Source organism: Streptomyces sp. NBC_01450 (assembly GCF_036227505.1).
Lineage (GTDB): Bacteria > Actinomycetota > Actinomycetes > Streptomycetales > Streptomycetaceae > Streptomyces.
Map to the genome: position 1 here is coordinate 6,237,067 of NZ_CP109480.1, position 16,393 is coordinate 6,253,459.

17 protein-coding genes and 2 pseudogenes are annotated in these 16,393 nt (G+C 68.7%); 12 read left to right on the top strand and 7 right to left on the bottom strand.

Annotated elements, in window-relative coordinates; all coding sequences use genetic code 11:
- Positions 1–422 precede the first annotated feature (422 nt).
- From OG568_RS27840 to OG568_RS27855, 4 genes are read left to right on the top strand one after another with little or no spacing between them, the layout of a single operon-like run.
- Positions 423–1,247 (top strand): helix-turn-helix domain-containing protein, encoded by an 825-nt coding sequence (locus OG568_RS27840; protein ID WP_329533521.1) that lies wholly within the window; start codon positions 423–425, stop codon positions 1,245–1,247.
- On the top strand, positions 1,244–1,471 hold the full coding sequence (locus OG568_RS27845; protein ID WP_329533522.1) for a DUF397 domain-containing protein: 228 nt from the start codon (positions 1,244–1,246) through the stop codon (positions 1,469–1,471). Before OG568_RS27840 ends, OG568_RS27845 begins: the two co-directional genes overlap by 4 nt.
- A gap of 41 nt (positions 1,472–1,512) precedes the next feature.
- Positions 1,513–1,800 (top strand): hypothetical protein, encoded by a 288-nt coding sequence (locus OG568_RS27850; protein ID WP_329533523.1) that lies wholly within the window; start codon positions 1,513–1,515, stop codon positions 1,798–1,800.
- On the top strand, positions 1,797–2,195 hold the full coding sequence (locus OG568_RS27855) for a hypothetical protein (RefSeq protein ID WP_067371489.1): 399 nt from the start codon (positions 1,797–1,799) through the stop codon (positions 2,193–2,195). Before OG568_RS27850 ends, OG568_RS27855 begins: the two co-directional genes overlap by 4 nt.
- Here OG568_RS27855 and OG568_RS27860 read toward each other — a convergent pair.
- Positions 2,194–2,522 (bottom strand): annotated as a pseudogene (locus tag OG568_RS27860) (IS110 family transposase); the annotation flags it as partial. The gene OG568_RS27855 and the pseudogene OG568_RS27860 sit on opposite strands and share 2 nt — an antisense overlap.
- Positions 2,523–2,882: 360 nt before the next feature.
- On the opposite strand from OG568_RS27860, the gene OG568_RS27865 reads away from it, so the two are divergent.
- A complete protein-coding gene (locus tag OG568_RS27865) occupies positions 2,883–3,326 on the top strand; it encodes a hypothetical protein (RefSeq protein ID WP_329533524.1) in 444 nt (147 codons plus the stop codon).
- Between the two features lie 569 nt (positions 3,327–3,895).
- Positions 3,896–4,313, top strand: a pseudogene (locus OG568_RS27870) (transposase family protein); the annotation flags it as partial.
- A gap of 61 nt (positions 4,314–4,374) precedes the next feature.
- Here OG568_RS27870 and OG568_RS27875 read toward each other — a convergent pair.
- The 4 genes from OG568_RS27875 to OG568_RS27890 form a co-directional block, all read right to left on the bottom strand.
- Positions 4,375–5,859 carry a sensor histidine kinase gene (locus OG568_RS27875; RefSeq protein WP_443077776.1) on the bottom strand — a complete coding sequence of 495 codons (1,485 nt, stop codon included), beginning with the start codon at positions 5,857–5,859 and terminating at the stop codon, positions 4,375–4,377.
- Entirely contained in the window at positions 5,859–6,590 is a 732-nt protein-coding gene (locus tag OG568_RS27880; RefSeq protein ID WP_266433129.1) for a response regulator transcription factor, read from the bottom strand. The genes OG568_RS27875 and OG568_RS27880 overlap by 1 nt, the downstream gene beginning before the upstream one ends.
- A 110-nt stretch (positions 6,591–6,700) precedes the next feature.
- Positions 6,701–6,928, bottom strand: a complete 228-nt coding sequence (locus OG568_RS27885; RefSeq protein ID WP_329533526.1) for a hypothetical protein — start codon at positions 6,926–6,928, stop codon at positions 6,701–6,703.
- Between the two features lie 47 nt (positions 6,929–6,975).
- Entirely contained in the window at positions 6,976–8,196 is a 1,221-nt protein-coding gene (locus OG568_RS27890; protein WP_329533527.1) for a S1C family serine protease, read from the bottom strand.
- Positions 8,197–8,600: 404 nt separating this feature from the next.
- Between OG568_RS27890 and OG568_RS27895 the strand changes: the two genes are divergently transcribed.
- A complete protein-coding gene (locus OG568_RS27895) occupies positions 8,601–10,400 on the top strand; it encodes a trypsin-like serine protease (protein ID WP_329533528.1) in 1,800 nt (599 codons plus the stop codon).
- 125 nt (positions 10,401–10,525) lie between these two features.
- On the opposite strand, the gene OG568_RS27900 is transcribed toward OG568_RS27895, so the two are convergent.
- Both OG568_RS27900 and OG568_RS27905 read right to left on the bottom strand, forming a co-directional pair.
- Positions 10,526–11,548, bottom strand: a complete 1,023-nt coding sequence (locus OG568_RS27900) for a LacI family DNA-binding transcriptional regulator (protein ID WP_266433138.1) — start codon at positions 11,546–11,548, stop codon at positions 10,526–10,528.
- A gap of 71 nt (positions 11,549–11,619) precedes the next feature.
- Complete coding sequence (locus OG568_RS27905; RefSeq protein ID WP_329533529.1) at positions 11,620–12,411, bottom strand: winged helix-turn-helix transcriptional regulator; 792 nt, start codon at positions 12,409–12,411, stop codon at positions 11,620–11,622.
- A gap of 285 nt (positions 12,412–12,696) precedes the next feature.
- Between OG568_RS27905 and OG568_RS27910 the strand changes: the two genes are divergently transcribed.
- The 5 genes from OG568_RS27910 to OG568_RS61485 all read left to right on the top strand — a co-directional run bounded on the left by OG568_RS27910 (position 12,697) and on the right by OG568_RS61485 (position 16,304).
- Positions 12,697–13,593, top strand: coding sequence for an alpha/beta hydrolase (locus OG568_RS27910; protein WP_329533530.1), 897 nt, complete (start codon positions 12,697–12,699; stop codon positions 13,591–13,593).
- Between the two features lie 69 nt (positions 13,594–13,662).
- The gene (locus OG568_RS27915; protein ID WP_266433145.1) at positions 13,663–13,917 is read left to right on the top strand and encodes a MoaD/ThiS family protein; all 255 of its coding nucleotides are present in this window, start codon (positions 13,663–13,665) and stop codon (positions 13,915–13,917) included.
- An 8-nt stretch (positions 13,918–13,925) separates the two neighbouring features.
- Positions 13,926–15,095 (top strand): hypothetical protein, encoded by a 1,170-nt coding sequence (locus tag OG568_RS27920; protein ID WP_329533531.1) that lies wholly within the window; start codon positions 13,926–13,928, stop codon positions 15,093–15,095.
- 132 nt (positions 15,096–15,227) lie between these two features.
- Positions 15,228–15,971, top strand: a complete 744-nt coding sequence (locus tag OG568_RS27925) for an LmeA family phospholipid-binding protein (protein WP_329533532.1) — start codon at positions 15,228–15,230, stop codon at positions 15,969–15,971.
- Between the two features lie 252 nt (positions 15,972–16,223).
- The gene (locus OG568_RS61485; RefSeq protein ID WP_350310325.1) at positions 16,224–16,304 is read left to right on the top strand and encodes a putative leader peptide; all 81 of its coding nucleotides are present in this window, start codon (positions 16,224–16,226) and stop codon (positions 16,302–16,304) included.
- Positions 16,305–16,393 lie beyond the last annotated feature (89 nt).

Genomic DNA, 16,393 nt, shown 5'->3' on the forward strand with positions numbered 1-16,393 from the left:
CTGCGATCGCCGCGCGCGGCGCTCTTCCGCGGTGAGGAGATACGGGCGTACGAGGTGGGTGTCCAGCTCGAAGGGCCATACGTCGACGGGGCGGTGTACAGGGGCAGAGGGTGCCGATGGCCCGCCTGCGTCCGGCAGTTGGGCCGGAACCGCTCGGTGGCGGCCCCGGGCGGGAAGCAGTGCGTGCACGAGTGCGAGCAGTAGTAACTCGCAGAACCTCGCGATACGTTCAGCCATGTCGGCGCTCCTTTGCAACGTCGGCCACGCCCCCGGGCCGACCTGCTATCGGCTGCGGGGGTTTGTCGTGGGTGTGGTCCTGACGAGTGGTGATTACCGTTCGTGTCTCGATCGTCACAGCCGGCGCGTACGCTGCGGAAGAGGGCGGGCGTTGTCCGGGCGCCCAGGCAACGGGGAGGGGTGACGTGGGCGAACGTGTTGACGGGGATGGGGAGTCGGGGCTTGCGGGGCTGGGGCGGACGCTTCGGTATCTGAGGGAGAAGGACGGGAAGTCGCTGGGGCAGCTGGCCGACGTGACGGGGTACGACAAGAGCTATCTGAGCCGTCTGGAGTCGGGGAAGCGGCTGTCCAAGATGGTGGTCATGGAGGATCTCGACCGCTACTACGGGTCGGGTGACCTGCTGGTTCAGCTGTGGAAGGTGGCGCGATACGACGCCTTCATGGACAAGTACAAGGAGTTCATGCGGCTGGAGGCGGCGGCGCGGGTCATGCACAAGTTCACACCCGGTGTGCCCGGACTGCTGCAGACCGAGGACTTCGCCCGCGAGGTGGTGTCCGGGCCCCAGGCAACGGAGGAGCGGGACGAGGCGATCGAGGAGCAGGTGGCCGCGCGCATGGGGCGGCAGTTGCTGCTCCGCCGGGACCCGGCACCCCACGTCCGTTTCATCATCGACGAGTACGCGTTCCGCCGACCCGCGGCCACCGCGAAGACCTGGGACGACCAACTGCTTCGTATCGAGGCCGTGGCGATGTGGCCCAACGTCGTCCTCCAGGTGCTGCCCTTCGCTACCGGGGCACATCTCCACATGGACGGCTCGATGACGTTGCTGTGGCAGAAGGACGGAAGCACTGTTGCCTACAAGGAAGGCAACGCCGGTGGTGTGCTCACCGACGATCCGGACGCTGTCCTGAGCCACCGTTTGTCCTACGATCGGCTCCGGGATCTGGCGCTGTCCCCGTCGGACTCGCTGACGTTCATCAGGGACGTACTGGAGGAGCACAGATCATGAAGCACACCCCCGACATCAGCACCGCCGCCTGGCGCAAGTCGAGCTACAGCGAAGGGGGAGACAATAACTGCGTCGAGGTCGCCGACGGCTACCCCGGCCTCGTGCCCGTCCGCGACAGCAAAGCCCCGCAGGGTCCCGCGCTGGTGCTCTCCGCCGGGGCGTGGGCGCCCTTCGTGGGGGCGGTTAAAAACGTAGACGCGTTCGGCTGCGTCTCGTTCGAGTGAGACGGGCTGTCGGTCGATAATGGTGGGGCTATGGTGATTCCATGGCAGAGCACACGACCATCCAGGTGACCAAGGAAGTCCGCGACCACCTGGCTCAGGTTGCCAAGGACCGTGGTGTGACCCTCGGGCAGCTCGTCGAGCGACTCGCGGCCGAGCAGCCGACCGCTGAGCAGATCGCCGAACGCGTGGCGGCCACGCGTAAAGTCCTACGGGAGCGCATGGGCTGCACGCTTAGCGACGAGGAGTTCGACAACGGGCCGGACGTGCTGGCCAATGTGTACGCGATGGCGGCGGAGAAGGCCCACGCCCTCCGAGGGCACGCTGCGTGATCATCCTCGACACCAGCGCGGCTACGGCACTCACCCAGGGGCACGTCGCGCTGCACCGCTTGGTGGACAACGTTGCGCACACGCCTGGCGACTGGCTTCACGTCCCAGCCCTGTGCCTCATGCGAGCGGAGGAGGCTGACGAAGGAGCCGCGAGCAAGCTGCTCGCGCTGCCGGGGGTCCTCGTCGACCCGCTTGGCCAGACGGCGGCCACCTTGGTCGGAGGGATGGTTCGCGATGGATGGGGCGGTGCGGATACCTGCCATGCCATCTACGTCGCGACGCCGCATCTGGAGACCGGCGGCATGTCCATCATCCTGACGGGTCGGGAGGACGACTACCCGCCAGGATTCCTCGCCATCGACATCGACGCACCAGGAATGCTCGGCTTCTACTGATCCTCGGCCCCGTCCTGACCCAGCTCGGGCGGCGGGGCGTGGGCAGGCCCCGCAGCCGATTGGAGATCTTGGTCGCTTTGCCGGCCACGTCGTCATCGAACCCGACGATCATCTCCAGTTCGGCCACGTTTCGTCTTCGAGCTTGATCGAGCGCAGGATGTTCCGCATCGACCGGGCAGTGTCGGCGATGACGAAGGCGTCGCGGGCGTCGGTCTTGGCCGCGCCGGGATATGGATCGGCGATCCGCCGCATCGTCGGCCCTGGCAGATAGGCAACCGGGTAGCCCATGTCGCAGGCGACCGCGATCGGGAAGGCGCCGATATCGCTGGTGCCTCTCTGGTCGTGCTTGGCCAGCCGTCCAGCGGCATCGATTGTCGCCTCCACATCACGAAGAGCCTCCCTGGCGGTCTGTCGATGCCTGCGGAGCGGTGAGCCCCCCAGGCCATGCGATCGACAGGGGGGGGCCAGTCATGCCGACTTCGTAGGACGAGAGCTCTATTGCGAGACCACGAAGAAGGTAATCGGGGATCGGGCGGCACGTTTCCTTGCTGGGGGAGTACTGGAAATGACCTAAAACTGACTTGTTTTCCAGGATGTCTAAAATAAGATACCTGGGTGCCCGAGAGAAATTGAGGAGTGACGAACAGCTAACCCGCGTGTAAGCTGTTTGGAATACATATTTATTGGATGAATTTTGGAGGGGTTGCTTTGAAGTCTGCATTCATCAGAATTGCTGCTGTAGGGACTGCGGTGGTTTCGCTCTCGGCTCTTTCCTCGATAGCGCAGGCAGATAGCTTGCAGCCGCAGGCGGCCTGCCATGCGGATTATACTTTCGATATAGGATCTTATGGATATATCCAGTGGATGGTCGACCCCGGTAATTGTGGGTATCCGGGTGACTCTTTTCATGTCTGTGACGATACCGCCGACGGCTATGGCGTTGAAGCTTACGAGTATGAGACGGGGCAGATTGTTGCCACAGGTTTTGCCACCACGCGAGGGCACTCCTCCCCATACTGCTCGGCGTGGAGTTCTTATAACCTCCCGGAACTGACGATCGTTGATCTGAAGGGGTATGCCGTCAAGGGTGATACGATAAAGGGTCCCTGGACGCATACCACCAATACATGATTCTTGGGCAGGACTAGCGTTGCGGATTTCTGGTAGTCGTCAAAAGGCGCGGCTGTGACGGGCTACTCATCGAACTTGCTGATCTTGATTTTCCCTTGCTGCCGCGGCAGCCAGTGCTGTTTGTTTACGTGTGGGAAGTTCCATCGCTGAGCGCAGCACATATATATTCTGTAAGTTCCTGTCAATATAGGGCTGCGTGGAGTTCGGATTCGTCTCGGTCGGGGTGACAGTGAAGTGCCAGGTCGGGGGGCCCGAGCCGCAAAACGGTTCGGGCCCCTGACCTGTTCCGGGGTCATCTTGCGGGCTGTGTGAAATTGAACTCGAAGTGTGGCTTCGAACGTGAACGCCTCGGCAGCGCCTTGCTTGCGGGACCTGACCCGCTACCGCACCGACCTGGTGACCGCACGTACCAGCGAGAAGCAGCGCGTGGAGAAGCTGCTGGAGGACGCCCAGATCAAGCTCAGCGCGGTGGCCCAGCGACATTTTCGGCCGCTCCGGTCGGGATATGCTGGCTGCCCGCATCGCCGGCGAGGGCGGTGATGCGGATGGTGTCGCCGCAGGGGCTGTACGAGATCGGTACACGCTGGCGGCGGTTGCCTGCCGGGCGCCAGGCCTTGCTGGCACTGGCCCACCTGCGTTGCGGGCCTACCTGCGCTGCGGGGACACTTGCGCCCGCCTCGCGGCGGCGTTCGACATCGGCGTCGCGACGTCTATCGCTACATACGCGAGGCCACCGAGGTCCTGCCATTCTCGCTCCGACCCTGGCCGAGGCCATCAAGGCGGCCGGCGCCAAGGCCTTCGTGATCCTGGACGCAACCCTGCTGCCGATCGACCGGATTGCCGCCAACCGGCCGTACTACTCAGGCAAGCACAAGAAACACGGCATGAACGTGCAAGTGCTCACCGATCCGATCGGCAGGATTATCTGCCTCGCCCGCCCTGCCGGGTGCCGTCCACGACATCAAAGTCGTCTGCTCACGGCACGGGAACAGGACCATAAGCTCGGCGTGGCCACCGTCGACATTGATGTACCGGGAATACTCGGCCGCTACGGAGCCCGGTCGGCGTCCTGGCTCAGCTCAGGCGGCGGTGTTCCCGTTCCCGGCAGTCGCAGCGTCGCCACCGTTCCGCCGCCCTGCGCCGGCTGGAGGGACACCTCGCCGCCGGACTGCTGCACGGTCCTGGCCACGATGGACAGGCCCAGGCCCGAGCCCGGGAGTGCGCGGGCGGACGGGGAGCGCCAGAAGCGGTCGAAGACGTGGGGGAGTTCCTCGGTGGGGATGCCGGGGCCGTGGTCGCGGACGGTCAGTTCGCCGGCCTTGAGGATGACGTCGATGGCCTCGCCCTCGGGGCTGAACTTCACCGCGTTGTCGAGGATGTTCACGATCGCCCTCTCCAGCGCGGACGGCTCCGCCCGTACGAACCAGGGCTGGAGGTCCGCGGTGATCGTCAGCTCGGGGCCACGGAGACGTGCGCGGTGCAGGGCCGCCTCCACTGTTTCCTGGAGGTCGACCACCTGGATGCGGTCGCCCGACTGGCCCGCGTCCGAACGCGACAGTGTCTGCAGGTCGCCGATCAGCGCCGCCAGCTCCGTCATCTGCGCCTTCACCGACGCCAGCAGTGCCTTGCGGTCCGCCGGGGGGATCGGGCGGCCCGTCTCCTCGCTGCGGGTGAGGAGCTCTATGTTCGTACGCAGCGACGTGAGCGGCGTACGGAGTTCGTGGCCCGCGTCGGCGATGAGCTGCTGTTGCAGTTCGCGGGAGTTGGCGAGGGCGGACGTCATCGAGTTGAAGGAGCGGGAGAGACGGGCGACCTCGTCCTCACTGTCGTCCTCGACGGGGATGCGGATGGAGAGGTCCTCCGTGCGCGCCACGTGCTCCACGGCCTCGGTGAGCTTGTCGACCGGGCGCAGGCCCGCGCGGGCGACCGCCAGGCCGGCGGCTCCGGCGCCGACGACTCCGATGCCTGAGACGAGGAGGAGGACGAGGGCGAGGTCGTTGAGGGTGGCTTGGGTGCTCTTCAGGGGGATGGCTACGAGGAAGGACGCGCCCTGGATCAGGACCGGGCTGCTGCCCGGACCCTCGCTGGCGACGACGAGTGGCATGGTGATCACCCGTACGTCGTTGCCTTCGCTGTCGGTTCCGGTGCGGATTCCGGTGTTGTCCCGGCTCGGCTTCCTGGCCGCGTCTTTGTCGGTGCCGGTGACCTTCACCGTGCCTGCGGAGCCGTCGAACGCACAGACGGTTCCGTCTGCCTGGACCACCTGGGAGTAGTACTCGGACCGCCCGCGGGGGCCGTCGCTGCCGCTCTTCGGGTCGTTGCCGCAGTTGTTTATGGCGCGATGGAACAATCCGTAGCTGACGGGTGCCTTCTGCGCATTGAGGGTGTTGTCGATCTCGTCGTACAACTTCCCCCGCACTATGAACCAGCAGGTCACCGAGACCGCCGCCACCCCGAACGCCACCGCCGCGGCGACCAGCATGGCCAGCCGGGAGCGGATCGGCAGGGATTTGAACCGGTGCAGGACCCGCATCACTCCGCGCCGCCCGACCGCAGGACGTACCCCACGCCTCGCACCGTGTGCACGAGGCGCGGCTCGCCGCCGGCCTCGGTCTTGCGGCGCAGGTACATGACGTAGACGTCGAGGGAGTTGGAGGAGGGCTCGAAGTCGAAGCCCCAGACCGCCTTGAGGATCTGCTCGCGGGTGAGGACCTGGCGCGGGTGGGCCAGGAACATCTCCAGCAGCGTGAACTCGGTGCGGGTCAGTTCGACCGCCCGGCCCGCCCGGGTGACCTCGCGCGTCGCGAGGTCCATCCGCAGGTCGCCGAAGGTGAGCGCGTCGTCGTCCGGGGTGCCGACCGTCGCGGTCGCGTAGGAACTGCGCCGCAGCAGTGCCCGGACCCGGGCGAACAGCTCGTCCAGCTCGAACGGCTTGACCAGGTAGTCGTCCGCGCCCGCGTCGAGGCCGGTCACGCGGTCGCCCACGGTGTCGCGGGCCGTCAGCATGAGGATCGGGGTCGTCGTGCCGGCGCCGCGCATCCGGCGGGCGGCCGTCAGGCCGTCCATCCGGGGCATCTGGATGTCCAGGACGACCAGGTCGGGCTGGTACGCGGTCGCCTTCTCCAGCGCGTCCGCTCCGTCGACCGCGACCTGGGTGTCGTATCCCTCGAAGGCGAGGCTGCGCTGAAGTGCTTCGCGCACGGCCGGCTCGTCGTCGACGATCAGGATGCGCTGGGTTTCACGGTCGCCTTCGGCGGGGCTCATGGGCGTGGGTTCCTAGGGATGCGGTGGGACGAGGCCGGACGCATTCAGCCTCGCACGTTCCGGCCGGGGCAGAAAGGATCAGCGGGGACGGCGGGGGGCAATTCGCCGGCTCAGGCCGCCATCGTGCTCAGCTGGCTCAGGCGGCTCAGGCGGCTCAGCGGGACCTTGCGGCGGTGGGGGTGCTCGGCGGAGGTGCGCAGGCCCATCATCTGCGGCTGCGGCACGATCACTTCCGGAGCCCGGGGCACCGGCTTGTGCAGTTCAAGGGCGACGGAGAGGGCCAGGTCGAGGCCGGCGGGGTCGGTGCCTTCGATGCTGTGGGAGATGCGAGTGATCATTTCAACCTCCGAGGGACTGGGCCGAGAAGGACTGGGCCGAGAAGGACTCAGCTGTCGGAGCCGCCGGCCCGCAGGTCGGCGAGGTCTGACTTGACGGTGTTGATCGGGATGGCGAAACCGAGACCGACGCTGCCCGCGCTCGACGAGCTGGACGAGGAGTCGGCTGCCGAGTACATCGCGGAGTTGATGCCGACGATGTTGCCGTTCATGTCGATGAGCGCGCCGCCGGAGTTGCCGGGGTTCAAGGAGGCGTCGGTCTGGATCGCCTTGTACGTGGTCGTCGAGGAACCGGTGTCGCCGTTGAACTGCCGGCCGCCGAAGGAGAACGGCCACTGGCCGCTGCCGCCGCCCTGCTGTTGCTGCTGGCCCTGGCTCTCGTCCGTGGAGACGGTCACGTCACGGTCGAGCGCCGAGACGATGCCGCTGGTGACGGTGCCGGTCAGGCCTTCGGGGGAGCCGATCGCGACGACGTCGTCACCGACCTGGACGCCGTCGGAGTTGCCGAGCGTGGCGACCTTCAGGCCGGAGGGCGCGTCCTCGAGCTTGATGAGCGCGAGGTCCTTCTTGCTGTCGGTGCCGACCACCTGCGCGGTGTACGACTTGCCGCTGCTCAGCTGCACCTTGATCTGGGAGGCGCCCGAGACGACGTGGTTGTTGGTGATGATCTCGCCGCTGGACGAGATGATCACGCCCGAGCCGGTGGACGAACCCGCGTTCGAGGTCGCGCCGATCTCGACGATACTCGGGCTGACCGCCTGGGCGACACCGGCGACGGTGCCCTTCTTGGCGGCGGGCACCACGGTGGTGCTGGTGCTGCTCGACGCGGTGTTCTTGGCGGTCAGCTCCTGGATGCCGTACGCGGTGCCGCCTCCGATGGCGGCCGCGACTATCGCCACGGCGGCGAGCAGGGCGATCGTGCCCTTCGCACGCTTCTTCGGGGCGGGGGCCGGGGCGGCCGCGACCGGCTGCGTGTGGAGAACCGCGGTGGAGGAGACGGCGTCCGGCTCGGGGTGACCGGCGTAGGCGCCGCCTCCGCCGTAACCGCCCGCGCCGCCGTCGCCACCCTGACCGGAGCCCGGCCACACGGTGGTACCCGGCTCGACGGCGACCGGAGCGACCGGCTCGTACGCCGGCGGCGGGGGCCACTCGGGGTTGACGGGAGAGGAAGAGACAGGCTGCTGCTGGGGGTACGCCGCCCGCATGGGGTCGGTCGCCTGGTGGTCGTCGCCCTGGGGGTACTCGCCGCTGCGGCGGAAGCTCTCGGTCATGGAAAAAGCTTGTCCCCCGATCATGAGAGCTCCCTGAGTGCCCGCTGAGAAGCCCGACAGAACCTCGTATGCCCGATATAAAGACGCTCAGGAGTCACTCAGGAGCCACCCAGAACGTGCCCGGGGCCCGCTCAGGCAAGGGAGACGGCGGGTTGCGTGAGGGTGATGTCACGGAAGGCGACGGACGAATACTTGTCTGTCTGCTGTGCAGTACATGTGTTCTGGGGCGGATGAGACCTACGATCACCGCGCCGGAGGGGGGCTCCGCGGTGTACCTGAATCGATGCAGGTGGTTGTTCGGCCATGGCCAGTGACCGCTGTCGTCGGTCGGGCCGGTGCGTCGTACGCCCTTCTCGGGCCTCCTACGTCATGGACACCACACGCACCCACACCAGGAGCCCTGAGTGATACGTGCACTGCGCGACCGCTGGAGACGCCCCGCCACGGCGTTGCCCACGGCCGCTCTCGCGCTGGCGCTGACCTGCGCCGGCGCCTTCGCGGCGCAGCCCGCCACCGCGGCGGACGGACCCTCGCTGCCGGAGGTGAACCAGTCCCAGCCCGCGAAGCCGACCGTCTCCGACAAGGAACTGCGCGGCCGGGTCGCCGCGGCCGTCAAGGACGGGGCGACCCCGGACACGGCCCCCAAGAAGACACCGTTCATCATCGGCGGCAGCGAGACGACGATCTCCTCCGCACCGTGGATGGTCCAGCTCTCCTACTACGACAGCACGGCCGGTGTCGGCTACTTCTGCGGTGGCACCCTCGTCGCCCCGAACAAGGTCCTGACGGCGGCCCACTGTGTCGCGGGCCTGGACTGGGTGAAGAACGGCGCGGTGCTGGCCGGCGCCACCGGTCTGCTGGACGACACGACCGGCACGGTCGCGGGCGTCTACCGCCAGTGGAACCACCCGCGCTACAACTCCACGACCGTCCAGAACGACATCGCGGTCCTCACGCTCGACCGCCCGCTGGACCAGCAGTGGCAGCGGCTGGTGGCCGCCGGTGACAGCGCCTCCTACAAGACCGGCAAATCCGCCACCGTCTACGGCTGGGGCCTGACCTCCGGCGCAGACGGCGCCGACCTTTCGGCGACCCTGCGCACGGTGACCCTGCCGCTGGTCGCCGACTCCACCTGCAACTCCGCGATGCAGTCGGTCCTCGGCGAGGACGACTTCGTCGAGGGCTCGATGTTCTGCGCGGGCACCCCGGCGACCGGCACCGACGAGGGCACCAAGAGCCCCTGCAACGGTGACTCCGGCGGCCCCGTCATCGTCGACGGCAAGGTCGTCGGCATCGTCTCGTGGGGCGTCGCGGGTTGCACCGCGAAGGGCGCCTACCCGGTGTTCACCAAGGTGTCCTCGTACACCTGGGCGGCCCAGCCGCGCATCGACGACGCGGACATGACCTTCGACGGCAAGGCCGACCTGCTGGAGCGCACGCCGTCCGGCGGCCTCTTCCAGCAGGACGGCAAGGCCGACCTGCTGGAGCGCACGCCGTCCGGCGGCCTCTTCCAGCAGGCCAGCAAGGGCACCTCGCTCGCCACCCGCGCCTACCAGGGCAACGGCTGGCAGAACGCGAGCTGGGTCCTCCAGGCCGACCTGGACCGGGACTTCTACCAGGACCTGATCGTCCGCGACAAGGGCGACGGCAAGCTGTACCGCAGCTACCTGAACCACAGCTCCGGCGAGTTCGAGTGGATGCAGGTCAGCTCGGTGTGGGGCGGCTACAAATCGTACGCCGTCCCCGGCGACATGACGGGTGACGCCCGCCCCGACCTGGTCGCGGTGGACGCCGACGGCTCGGTCTACCTCTACCCGGGCAAGGGCAACGGCCAGTTCTACGGCAAGGTCAAGGTCGTCGACAAGGCCTGGAAGAACGTGAGGATCTTCGGCCACGGCGACCTGTCCGGCGACGGCAGGGCCGACCTGCTGGTCCGCAACAGCTCCGGCGTCCTGTACCTCTACCGGGGCACGCAGGTCGAGAAGACCCCGTTCGCGGCGCGGATCCAGGCGCGTACGGGCTTCAACTTCACCTCGTACGTCTCCAACGGCGATGTCACCGGCGACGGCATCGCCGACGTCATCACCCGGGACTCCGCCGGCAAGCTCTGGCTCTACCCCGGCACCAACAAGGCCTCCAGCAGCCTCTTCGGCTCACGGATCGCCCTGGGCAGCGGCTTCAACCAGTACAACCTGCTGTTCTAGCTCAGCACCTGGATGCGTCGGCCCCCGTGATCTCGCGGGGGCAGGCGCGCCCCTTTAGGGGCGCGGGGCTGTGACATATGCGGCTCCGCCGCGTGGGCGCGACCAGCCACAGCGCACCCGCGGTGTTACTCGCAACCGCAAGACCGCCGCACGACCAACCGCGACGGAAACACCTTCAACCGCTCGCGCCGCGACCCCGCGACCCGCAACCCGTCATCCAGGACGAGATCCACCGCGGCACGCGCCATCGCCGACCGGTCGGAGGCGATCGTCGTCATCGGCGGATCCGTCAGCGCGGCTTCCTTGACGTCGTCGAAACCGGCCACGGCCAGTTCCCCCGGAACGTCGATGCGCAGCTCACGCGCGGCGCGCAGCACGCCGATCGCCTGGTCGTCGGTCGAGCAGAAGATGGCGGGCGGGCGGTCGGGGCCGCCGAGCAGCTGGAGGCCGACCTGATACGCGTCGTAGCGGTTGTACGGCGCTTCGAAGAGGCGGCCCTCGGTGGGGATGCCGGCCTCCTGCATGGCGCGCCGCCAGCCCTCGACGTGGTCGGAGACCGGGTCGCCGACGGTCGGGGTCTCCGCGATACCGCCGAGACAGGCCACGTATTCGTAGCCGTGTTCGAGGAGGTGGCGGGTGGCGAGCTGGGCGCCGCCGATGTCGTCCGTGACGACGGCGACGTCGTCGATGGCCTCGGGGCGCTCGTGCAGCAGCACCACGCGGGCGTCCCACGCGTCGATCTCCGCGGCAGCGTTGTCATTGAGCGCGTGGCTGACCAGGATCAGGCCGGAGACCCGCATGCCGAGGAAGGCGCGCAGGTAGTGGACCTCGCGCTCGGCGATGTAGTCGGAGTTGCCGACGAGCACCATTTTCCCGCGCTCCGCGGCGGCCTGCTCCACCGCGTGCGCCATCTCCCCGAAGAAGGGCTGGCGCGCGTCCGGCACGATCAGGCCTATGAGCTCGGTCCGCCGCGACGCCATGGCCTGGGCGACCCGGTCGGGCCGGTACCCCAGTTCCTTGATCGCGGCGAGAACGCGCTCGCGCGTGGCCGGGGCAACCGGCCTCGGTCCGTTGTTGATGACATAGCTGACAACGGCGGTGGACGTACCCGCCAGTCGTGCTACATCGTCCCTCGTCACCTTGGCCACGCGCGGAGTCTACGCGGATGGACCCGCCCCTGGGCAGGGCGTACGGAGGCTTGTCGCGCCTCCGTTACCGCCTACTGCGCCTCCGCCGTCGCCTCGACCGCATCGACGGCGTCCAGGTGCGCCGTCTCGTCCGCATCCTCCGGCTTTGGCTGGGCCGCCTTGGCCTTCGCCTCGTCCGCGGCGCGGTCCACCTTCTCAGGTGTAACGAATCGATAACCGACGTTCCGGACGGTGCCGATCAGGGACTCGTGCTCGGGTCCGAGCTTCGCGCGCAGCCGTCGTACGTGGACGTCGACCGTCCGCGTGCCGCCGAAGTAGTCGTAGCCCCAGACCTCCTGGAGCAGCTGGGCGCGCGTGAAGACACGGCCCGGGTGCTGCGCGAGGTACTTGAGGAGCTCGAACTCCTTGAAGGTCAGGTCGAGGACCCGGCCCTTGAGCTTGGCGCTGTAGGTCGCCTCGTCGACCGAGAGGTCGCCGTTGCGGATCTCCATCGGGGAGTCGTCGTTGACGATCTGCTGGCGGCCCATGGCCAGCCGCAGGCGCGCCTCGACCTCCGCCGGTCCCGCGGTGTCCAGGAGTACGTCGTCGATGCCCCAGTCGGCGGTGACGGCCGCGAGGCCGCCTTCCGTCACGACGAGGATCAGCGGACAGCCGGGCCCGGTCGAGCGCAGCAGCTGGCACAGGCTGCGGACCTGTGGGAGGTCACGCCGGCCGTCGATCAGGATGACGTCGGCACCGGGGGTGTCGACGAGAGCGGGGCCTTCCGCCGGAGCCACTCGCACGTTGTGCAGGAGCAGGCCGAGAGCGGGAAGCACCTCCGTCGACGGCTGAAGGGCATTGGTCAGGAGCAGCAGAGAACTCATCGCGCCCCACCTGCCTGGGTCGTCCTACGGTCATGCAAGGTTCGCTCGCCCATAACGTCTGGTTCCTCCTCGGTCCCTGCGAGGACGTTTGCGGCACTGCTTCCTACGGTGCGGCTCCCGCGCCCCTGGGAGTCGCCGGGCGGCCCGCTGGGAGCCGCCGCGCGTTCTATGCGTTCGTGGGCCTCGTACACCTGCGGTTTCCCGTTTCGTATACAACGCTTCAGAAAGCACAAAAGGACCCGGGGGCTACGCTGCCCGAGTCCTCTGCCCAGCAGAATAGCCCACATGAGCTCAGGTCCGGCAGGTCAAGCGACGGGATCTTGCGATCGTCCACCCCTTGAGACACCCCGGCGCACCCCTTTGCGGAGGTTTCTGCGCACGGTCGACGGGGTGACGATCGATGCGGCGTACGACCCCGGACCACGGCCTTCTGGTGACTCGGCCACTGGCTCGAACGATGTGGTCATTGTCGTCGCGCACGGCTTCACGGGCGATCTGAACCGTCCGCACGTGCGCCACGCGGCGGCCGTACTCGGCCGCCACGCCGCGGTGGTCACCTTCTCCTTCCGTGGTCACGGCGCCTCCGGTGGCAGTTCCACGGTCGGTGACCGGGAGGTCCACGATCTGGCCGCCGCGGTGGCCTGGGCCCGCGAACTCGGGCACACGCGTGTGGTCACCGTCGGCTTCTCGATGGGCGGGTCGGTGGTGCTGCGGCACGCGGCGCTGCACCGTGGCCCGGCCGGGGGCGCGGACCGGGGCGCGGAGATGGAGCACGAGGGGCGCACCGAGGCGCGTACGGACGCCGTGGTTTCGGTGAGCGCACCAGCCCGTTGGTACTACCGGGGTACGGCCCCTATGCGGCGCCTGCACTGGCTGGTAACCCGGCCGGTGGGCCGCGCGGTCGGCCGCTACGGCCTGCGCACCCGGATCCACCACCGTGACTGGGACCCGGTGCCGGTCTCCCCGGTCGAGTCGGTGCCGCGCATCGCGCCCACCCCGCTGCTGATCGTCCACGGCGACCGGGACGGCTACTTCCCGGTCGACCACCCGAAGATGCTCGCCGCCGCCTCCGGCGGCCACGCCGAACTGTGGATCGAGCCCGGCATGGGCCACGCCGAGCACGCGGCGGACGACGAGCTGCTCGGCCGTATCGGGGCGTGGGCCGTCGCGGCGGCGGGCTAGCCTGACGGTGTTCACAGAAACCACTGACGACCGATCCGTGTTCACGGAGCACACCGATTGAGGAACGAGATGGCAAAGGGCACGGTGCGTTACTGGGCCGCCGCCAAGGCCGCGGCGGGTGTCGCGGAGGAGCCGTACGACGCGGGCACGCTCTCCGAGGCGCTCGACGCGGCTCGCGAGCGGCACCCCGGCGAACTCGTCCGCGTCCTGCGGCGATGCTCCTTCCTCATCGACGGTGACCCCGTGGGCACCCGCGAACATGAGACGGTACGGCTGGCCGAGGGCGGCACGGTCGAGGTGCTCCCGCCGTTCGCAGGAGGGTGAGCGAGACGATGAGCAACCAGCCGTACGAGGGTCAGTACGAGGGATACGACCCGTATGGACAACCGCAGCAGCGACCGCCGCAACGGCAGTCGCCGCAGCAACCGCCTCAGCAGCAACCGCCCGAGTGGCAGCAGCACACCCAGCAGTGGGAGGGGCAGACCTGGGAGACCCAGGCGCAGCCCTCGACGCCGGCGACGGACCCGAGGTACCTGCCGCCGCAGGGCTACCAGGCGTACCCGGAGCCGCAGACGTACGGCACGGCCGGGCAGCCGCTGCCGCAGGAGGCACCGGCGTCGGCACCGGCCCGGGAGTGGGCGCCCGCGTACCAGCCCCCCGCCCAGCAGGCCCCCGGCACCGGCGGCGCGGTCGCCCCTGAGGCCGACTCCGGCTACGGCCCCCCGACCGTCACCGGCAACGCCCGCGTCACCGACGCCCAGCGCGCCCGCGCCGAGGGCCGTTCCCCGATCATCGAACCCGGCATCCAGCCCGCCGCGCTCACCGCGGTGCTCGGGCTGCTGCTCTCCGGTACGGCGGCGATCGGGCAGTACGCCCTCGTCGTCCCCCTCGTCCTTCTGCAGGCCGTCACCGCGGCGGGCTGGTTCCGGCTGAACGGGATGTGGCCGGCCCGCCAGGGCATCGCGCTGGCGTTCCTCGGCGCGGTCACCGCGGATGTGGCGCTGCTCGCGGCCGGCCGGGAGAACGCGCCCGCCGCGATCCTCGGCACCCTCGGTGTGTGGGTCCTGCTCACCCTCGTCCTGCAACTGCGCAGCCACGCCGACCCGGACACCCGGATGTACGGCCTGATGGCGACCGTCACCTCGGCGGCGCTCGCGATCGTCGCCACCGGGCACCTCGCGGCCGAGCCGGACGCCGTCACGGTGGGCGCCGCCGCGGTCGCCGTCGCGGTCCTCGCCCGTGCCCTGCCGCTGCCCACCGCGGCCTCCGTGGTGGTGGCGCTGCTGGCCGCCGCGGGCGCCGGTATCGCGGTCGGCGGGATGACGGACCTGGGCGGCAAGGGCGCCTTCCTCGGCCTCGGCGCCGGGGTCTGCGCACTGATCGGCCACCGGGTCGCGAGCTACGACTACCCGTCCCGTTTCGTCCACTTCACCGCGGGCGTGGCGCTGCCGCTGGCCGCCGCGGCCCCGGCGGTGTACCTGTTGGGACGCGCGCTCGGCTAGAGCCTGTTCTTCGTCACAGGTGATCTACAACCACTTCGAAGGGCCCCCGTCGTGGGGCCCTTCGGCGTTAGGTTCGCCGGGGGACGGCCATGCGGGTCGCCCCGGCCCGTACGAGGTGGGGGAACACCGAGCATGCGAGCACTGCGAATAATCCTGATCGTCACCGTCATCCTGGGCGGCCTGTTCGTGATCGCGGACCGGGTGGCGGTCGGTTTCGCGGAGGACAAGGCGGCGGACCGGATCAAGAGCACCGAGGGTCTGGCCGGCACGCCGGACGTGTCCATCGAGGGCTTTCCCTTCCTCACCCAGGTCGTCGGCGGCGAACTCGACGACGTGAAGATCGGTATCAAGGACTACGAGGCGTCGACGGGCGGCACGAGCGGCACCAGCACCATTCGTATCGACGACCTGAACGCCGAGATGCACGGCGTCGCCTTCAACGGCGACTACACCTCCGCCACCGCCGACAGCGCCACCGGCTCCGCGTCCGTCGGGTACGCCGAGCTGCTCAAGACGGCCAAGTCCCAGGCCACGCAGGTCGGCCCCGGGGTCACCGCCCGGGTCGTCGGTCTCTCCGACGGCGGCGACGGCAAGATCAAGGTGGCGATCGAGGTCAGCGTCGGCGGCACCAAGGTGCCCCAGCCGGTCTCCGTGCTCAGCTCGGTCACGGTCGTCGGCGGCAACACGGTCAAGGTGCACGCCGACTCCCTCCCCAAGCTGGGCGTCGACCTCGCCGAGAACCGGGTGCGCGCGATCACCGACTTCGAGCAGAAGATCGACAAGCTGCCGGGCGGCATCCAGCTCGACACGGTCCAGGCGGCCGCGAACGGCGTGGACATCTCGGTGAAGGGTTCGAACGTCAAGCTGGTCGGGTAGAAGGGGCAGCGGCCGGGGCAGCGGCCGGGCGACGTCGGCGGCAGGCGCCGGAGGGCTGTCCGAGGGGCGAGACGAGCCCGTCCGTACCGCAGATGCGCGATCGACGCGATGCCATGCGGTGCCGGACGCCGCCGCCCGGAATCCGCGCAGGGGCGGCCGCGGCGGTCAACCCGTCTCGCATGCCGGACGATCGCATCTCAACATCCGACACACCGGTGACATGCCCGCCTGTCCGTCCCTACGATCGGACCCATGAAGCGACAGGCGGATCTCACGAAGCGGCGGGCAGTAGACCTGTGCCGCGTCGCCGCCATGCTCTGTCGCACCTTCTGAGCGGGACATTCGTCCGTCCGCCCTCCCTGGCCTCTCTTCGCCAGGATCCCCGTGCGCGCCGCGCAGCCTCGACAGGCATGACCGCGCAC

Excerpts from the sequence above, each read along its gene's own strand:
- OG568_RS27850 (WP_329533523.1), top strand. The coding sequence starts at position 1,513 with ATGGCAGAGCACACGACCATCCAGGTGACCAAGGAAGTCCGCGACCAC.
- OG568_RS27845 (WP_329533522.1), top strand. The coding sequence starts at position 1,244 with ATGAAGCACACCCCCGACATCAGCACCGCCGCCTGGCGCAAGTCGAGC.
- OG568_RS27915 (WP_266433145.1), top strand. The coding sequence starts at position 13,663 with ATGGCAAAGGGCACGGTGCGTTACTGGGCCGCCGCCAAGGCCGCGGCG.
- OG568_RS27910 (WP_329533530.1), top strand. The coding sequence starts at position 12,697 with ATGAGCTCAGGTCCGGCAGGTCAAGCGACGGGATCTTGCGATCGTCCA.
- OG568_RS27880 (WP_266433129.1), bottom strand. The coding sequence starts at position 6,590 with ATGAGCCCCGCCGAAGGCGACCGTGAAACCCAGCGCATCCTGATCGTC.
- OG568_RS27925 (WP_329533532.1), top strand. The coding sequence starts at position 15,228 with ATGCGAGCACTGCGAATAATCCTGATCGTCACCGTCATCCTGGGCGGC.
- OG568_RS61485 (WP_350310325.1), top strand. The coding sequence starts at position 16,224 with ATGAAGCGACAGGCGGATCTCACGAAGCGGCGGGCAGTAGACCTGTGC.
- OG568_RS27875 (WP_443077776.1), bottom strand. The coding sequence starts at position 5,859 with ATGCGGGTCCTGCACCGGTTCAAATCCCTGCCGATCCGCTCCCGGCTG.
- OG568_RS27890 (WP_329533527.1), bottom strand. The coding sequence starts at position 8,196 with ATGACCGAGAGCTTCCGCCGCAGCGGCGAGTACCCCCAGGGCGACGAC.
- OG568_RS27920 (WP_329533531.1), top strand. The coding sequence starts at position 13,926 with ATGAGCAACCAGCCGTACGAGGGTCAGTACGAGGGATACGACCCGTAT.
- OG568_RS27885 (WP_329533526.1), bottom strand. The coding sequence starts at position 6,928 with ATGATCACTCGCATCTCCCACAGCATCGAAGGCACCGACCCCGCCGGC.
- OG568_RS27865 (WP_329533524.1), top strand. The coding sequence starts at position 2,883 with ATGAATTTTGGAGGGGTTGCTTTGAAGTCTGCATTCATCAGAATTGCT.
- OG568_RS27905 (WP_329533529.1), bottom strand. The coding sequence starts at position 12,411 with ATGAGTTCTCTGCTGCTCCTGACCAATGCCCTTCAGCCGTCGACGGAG.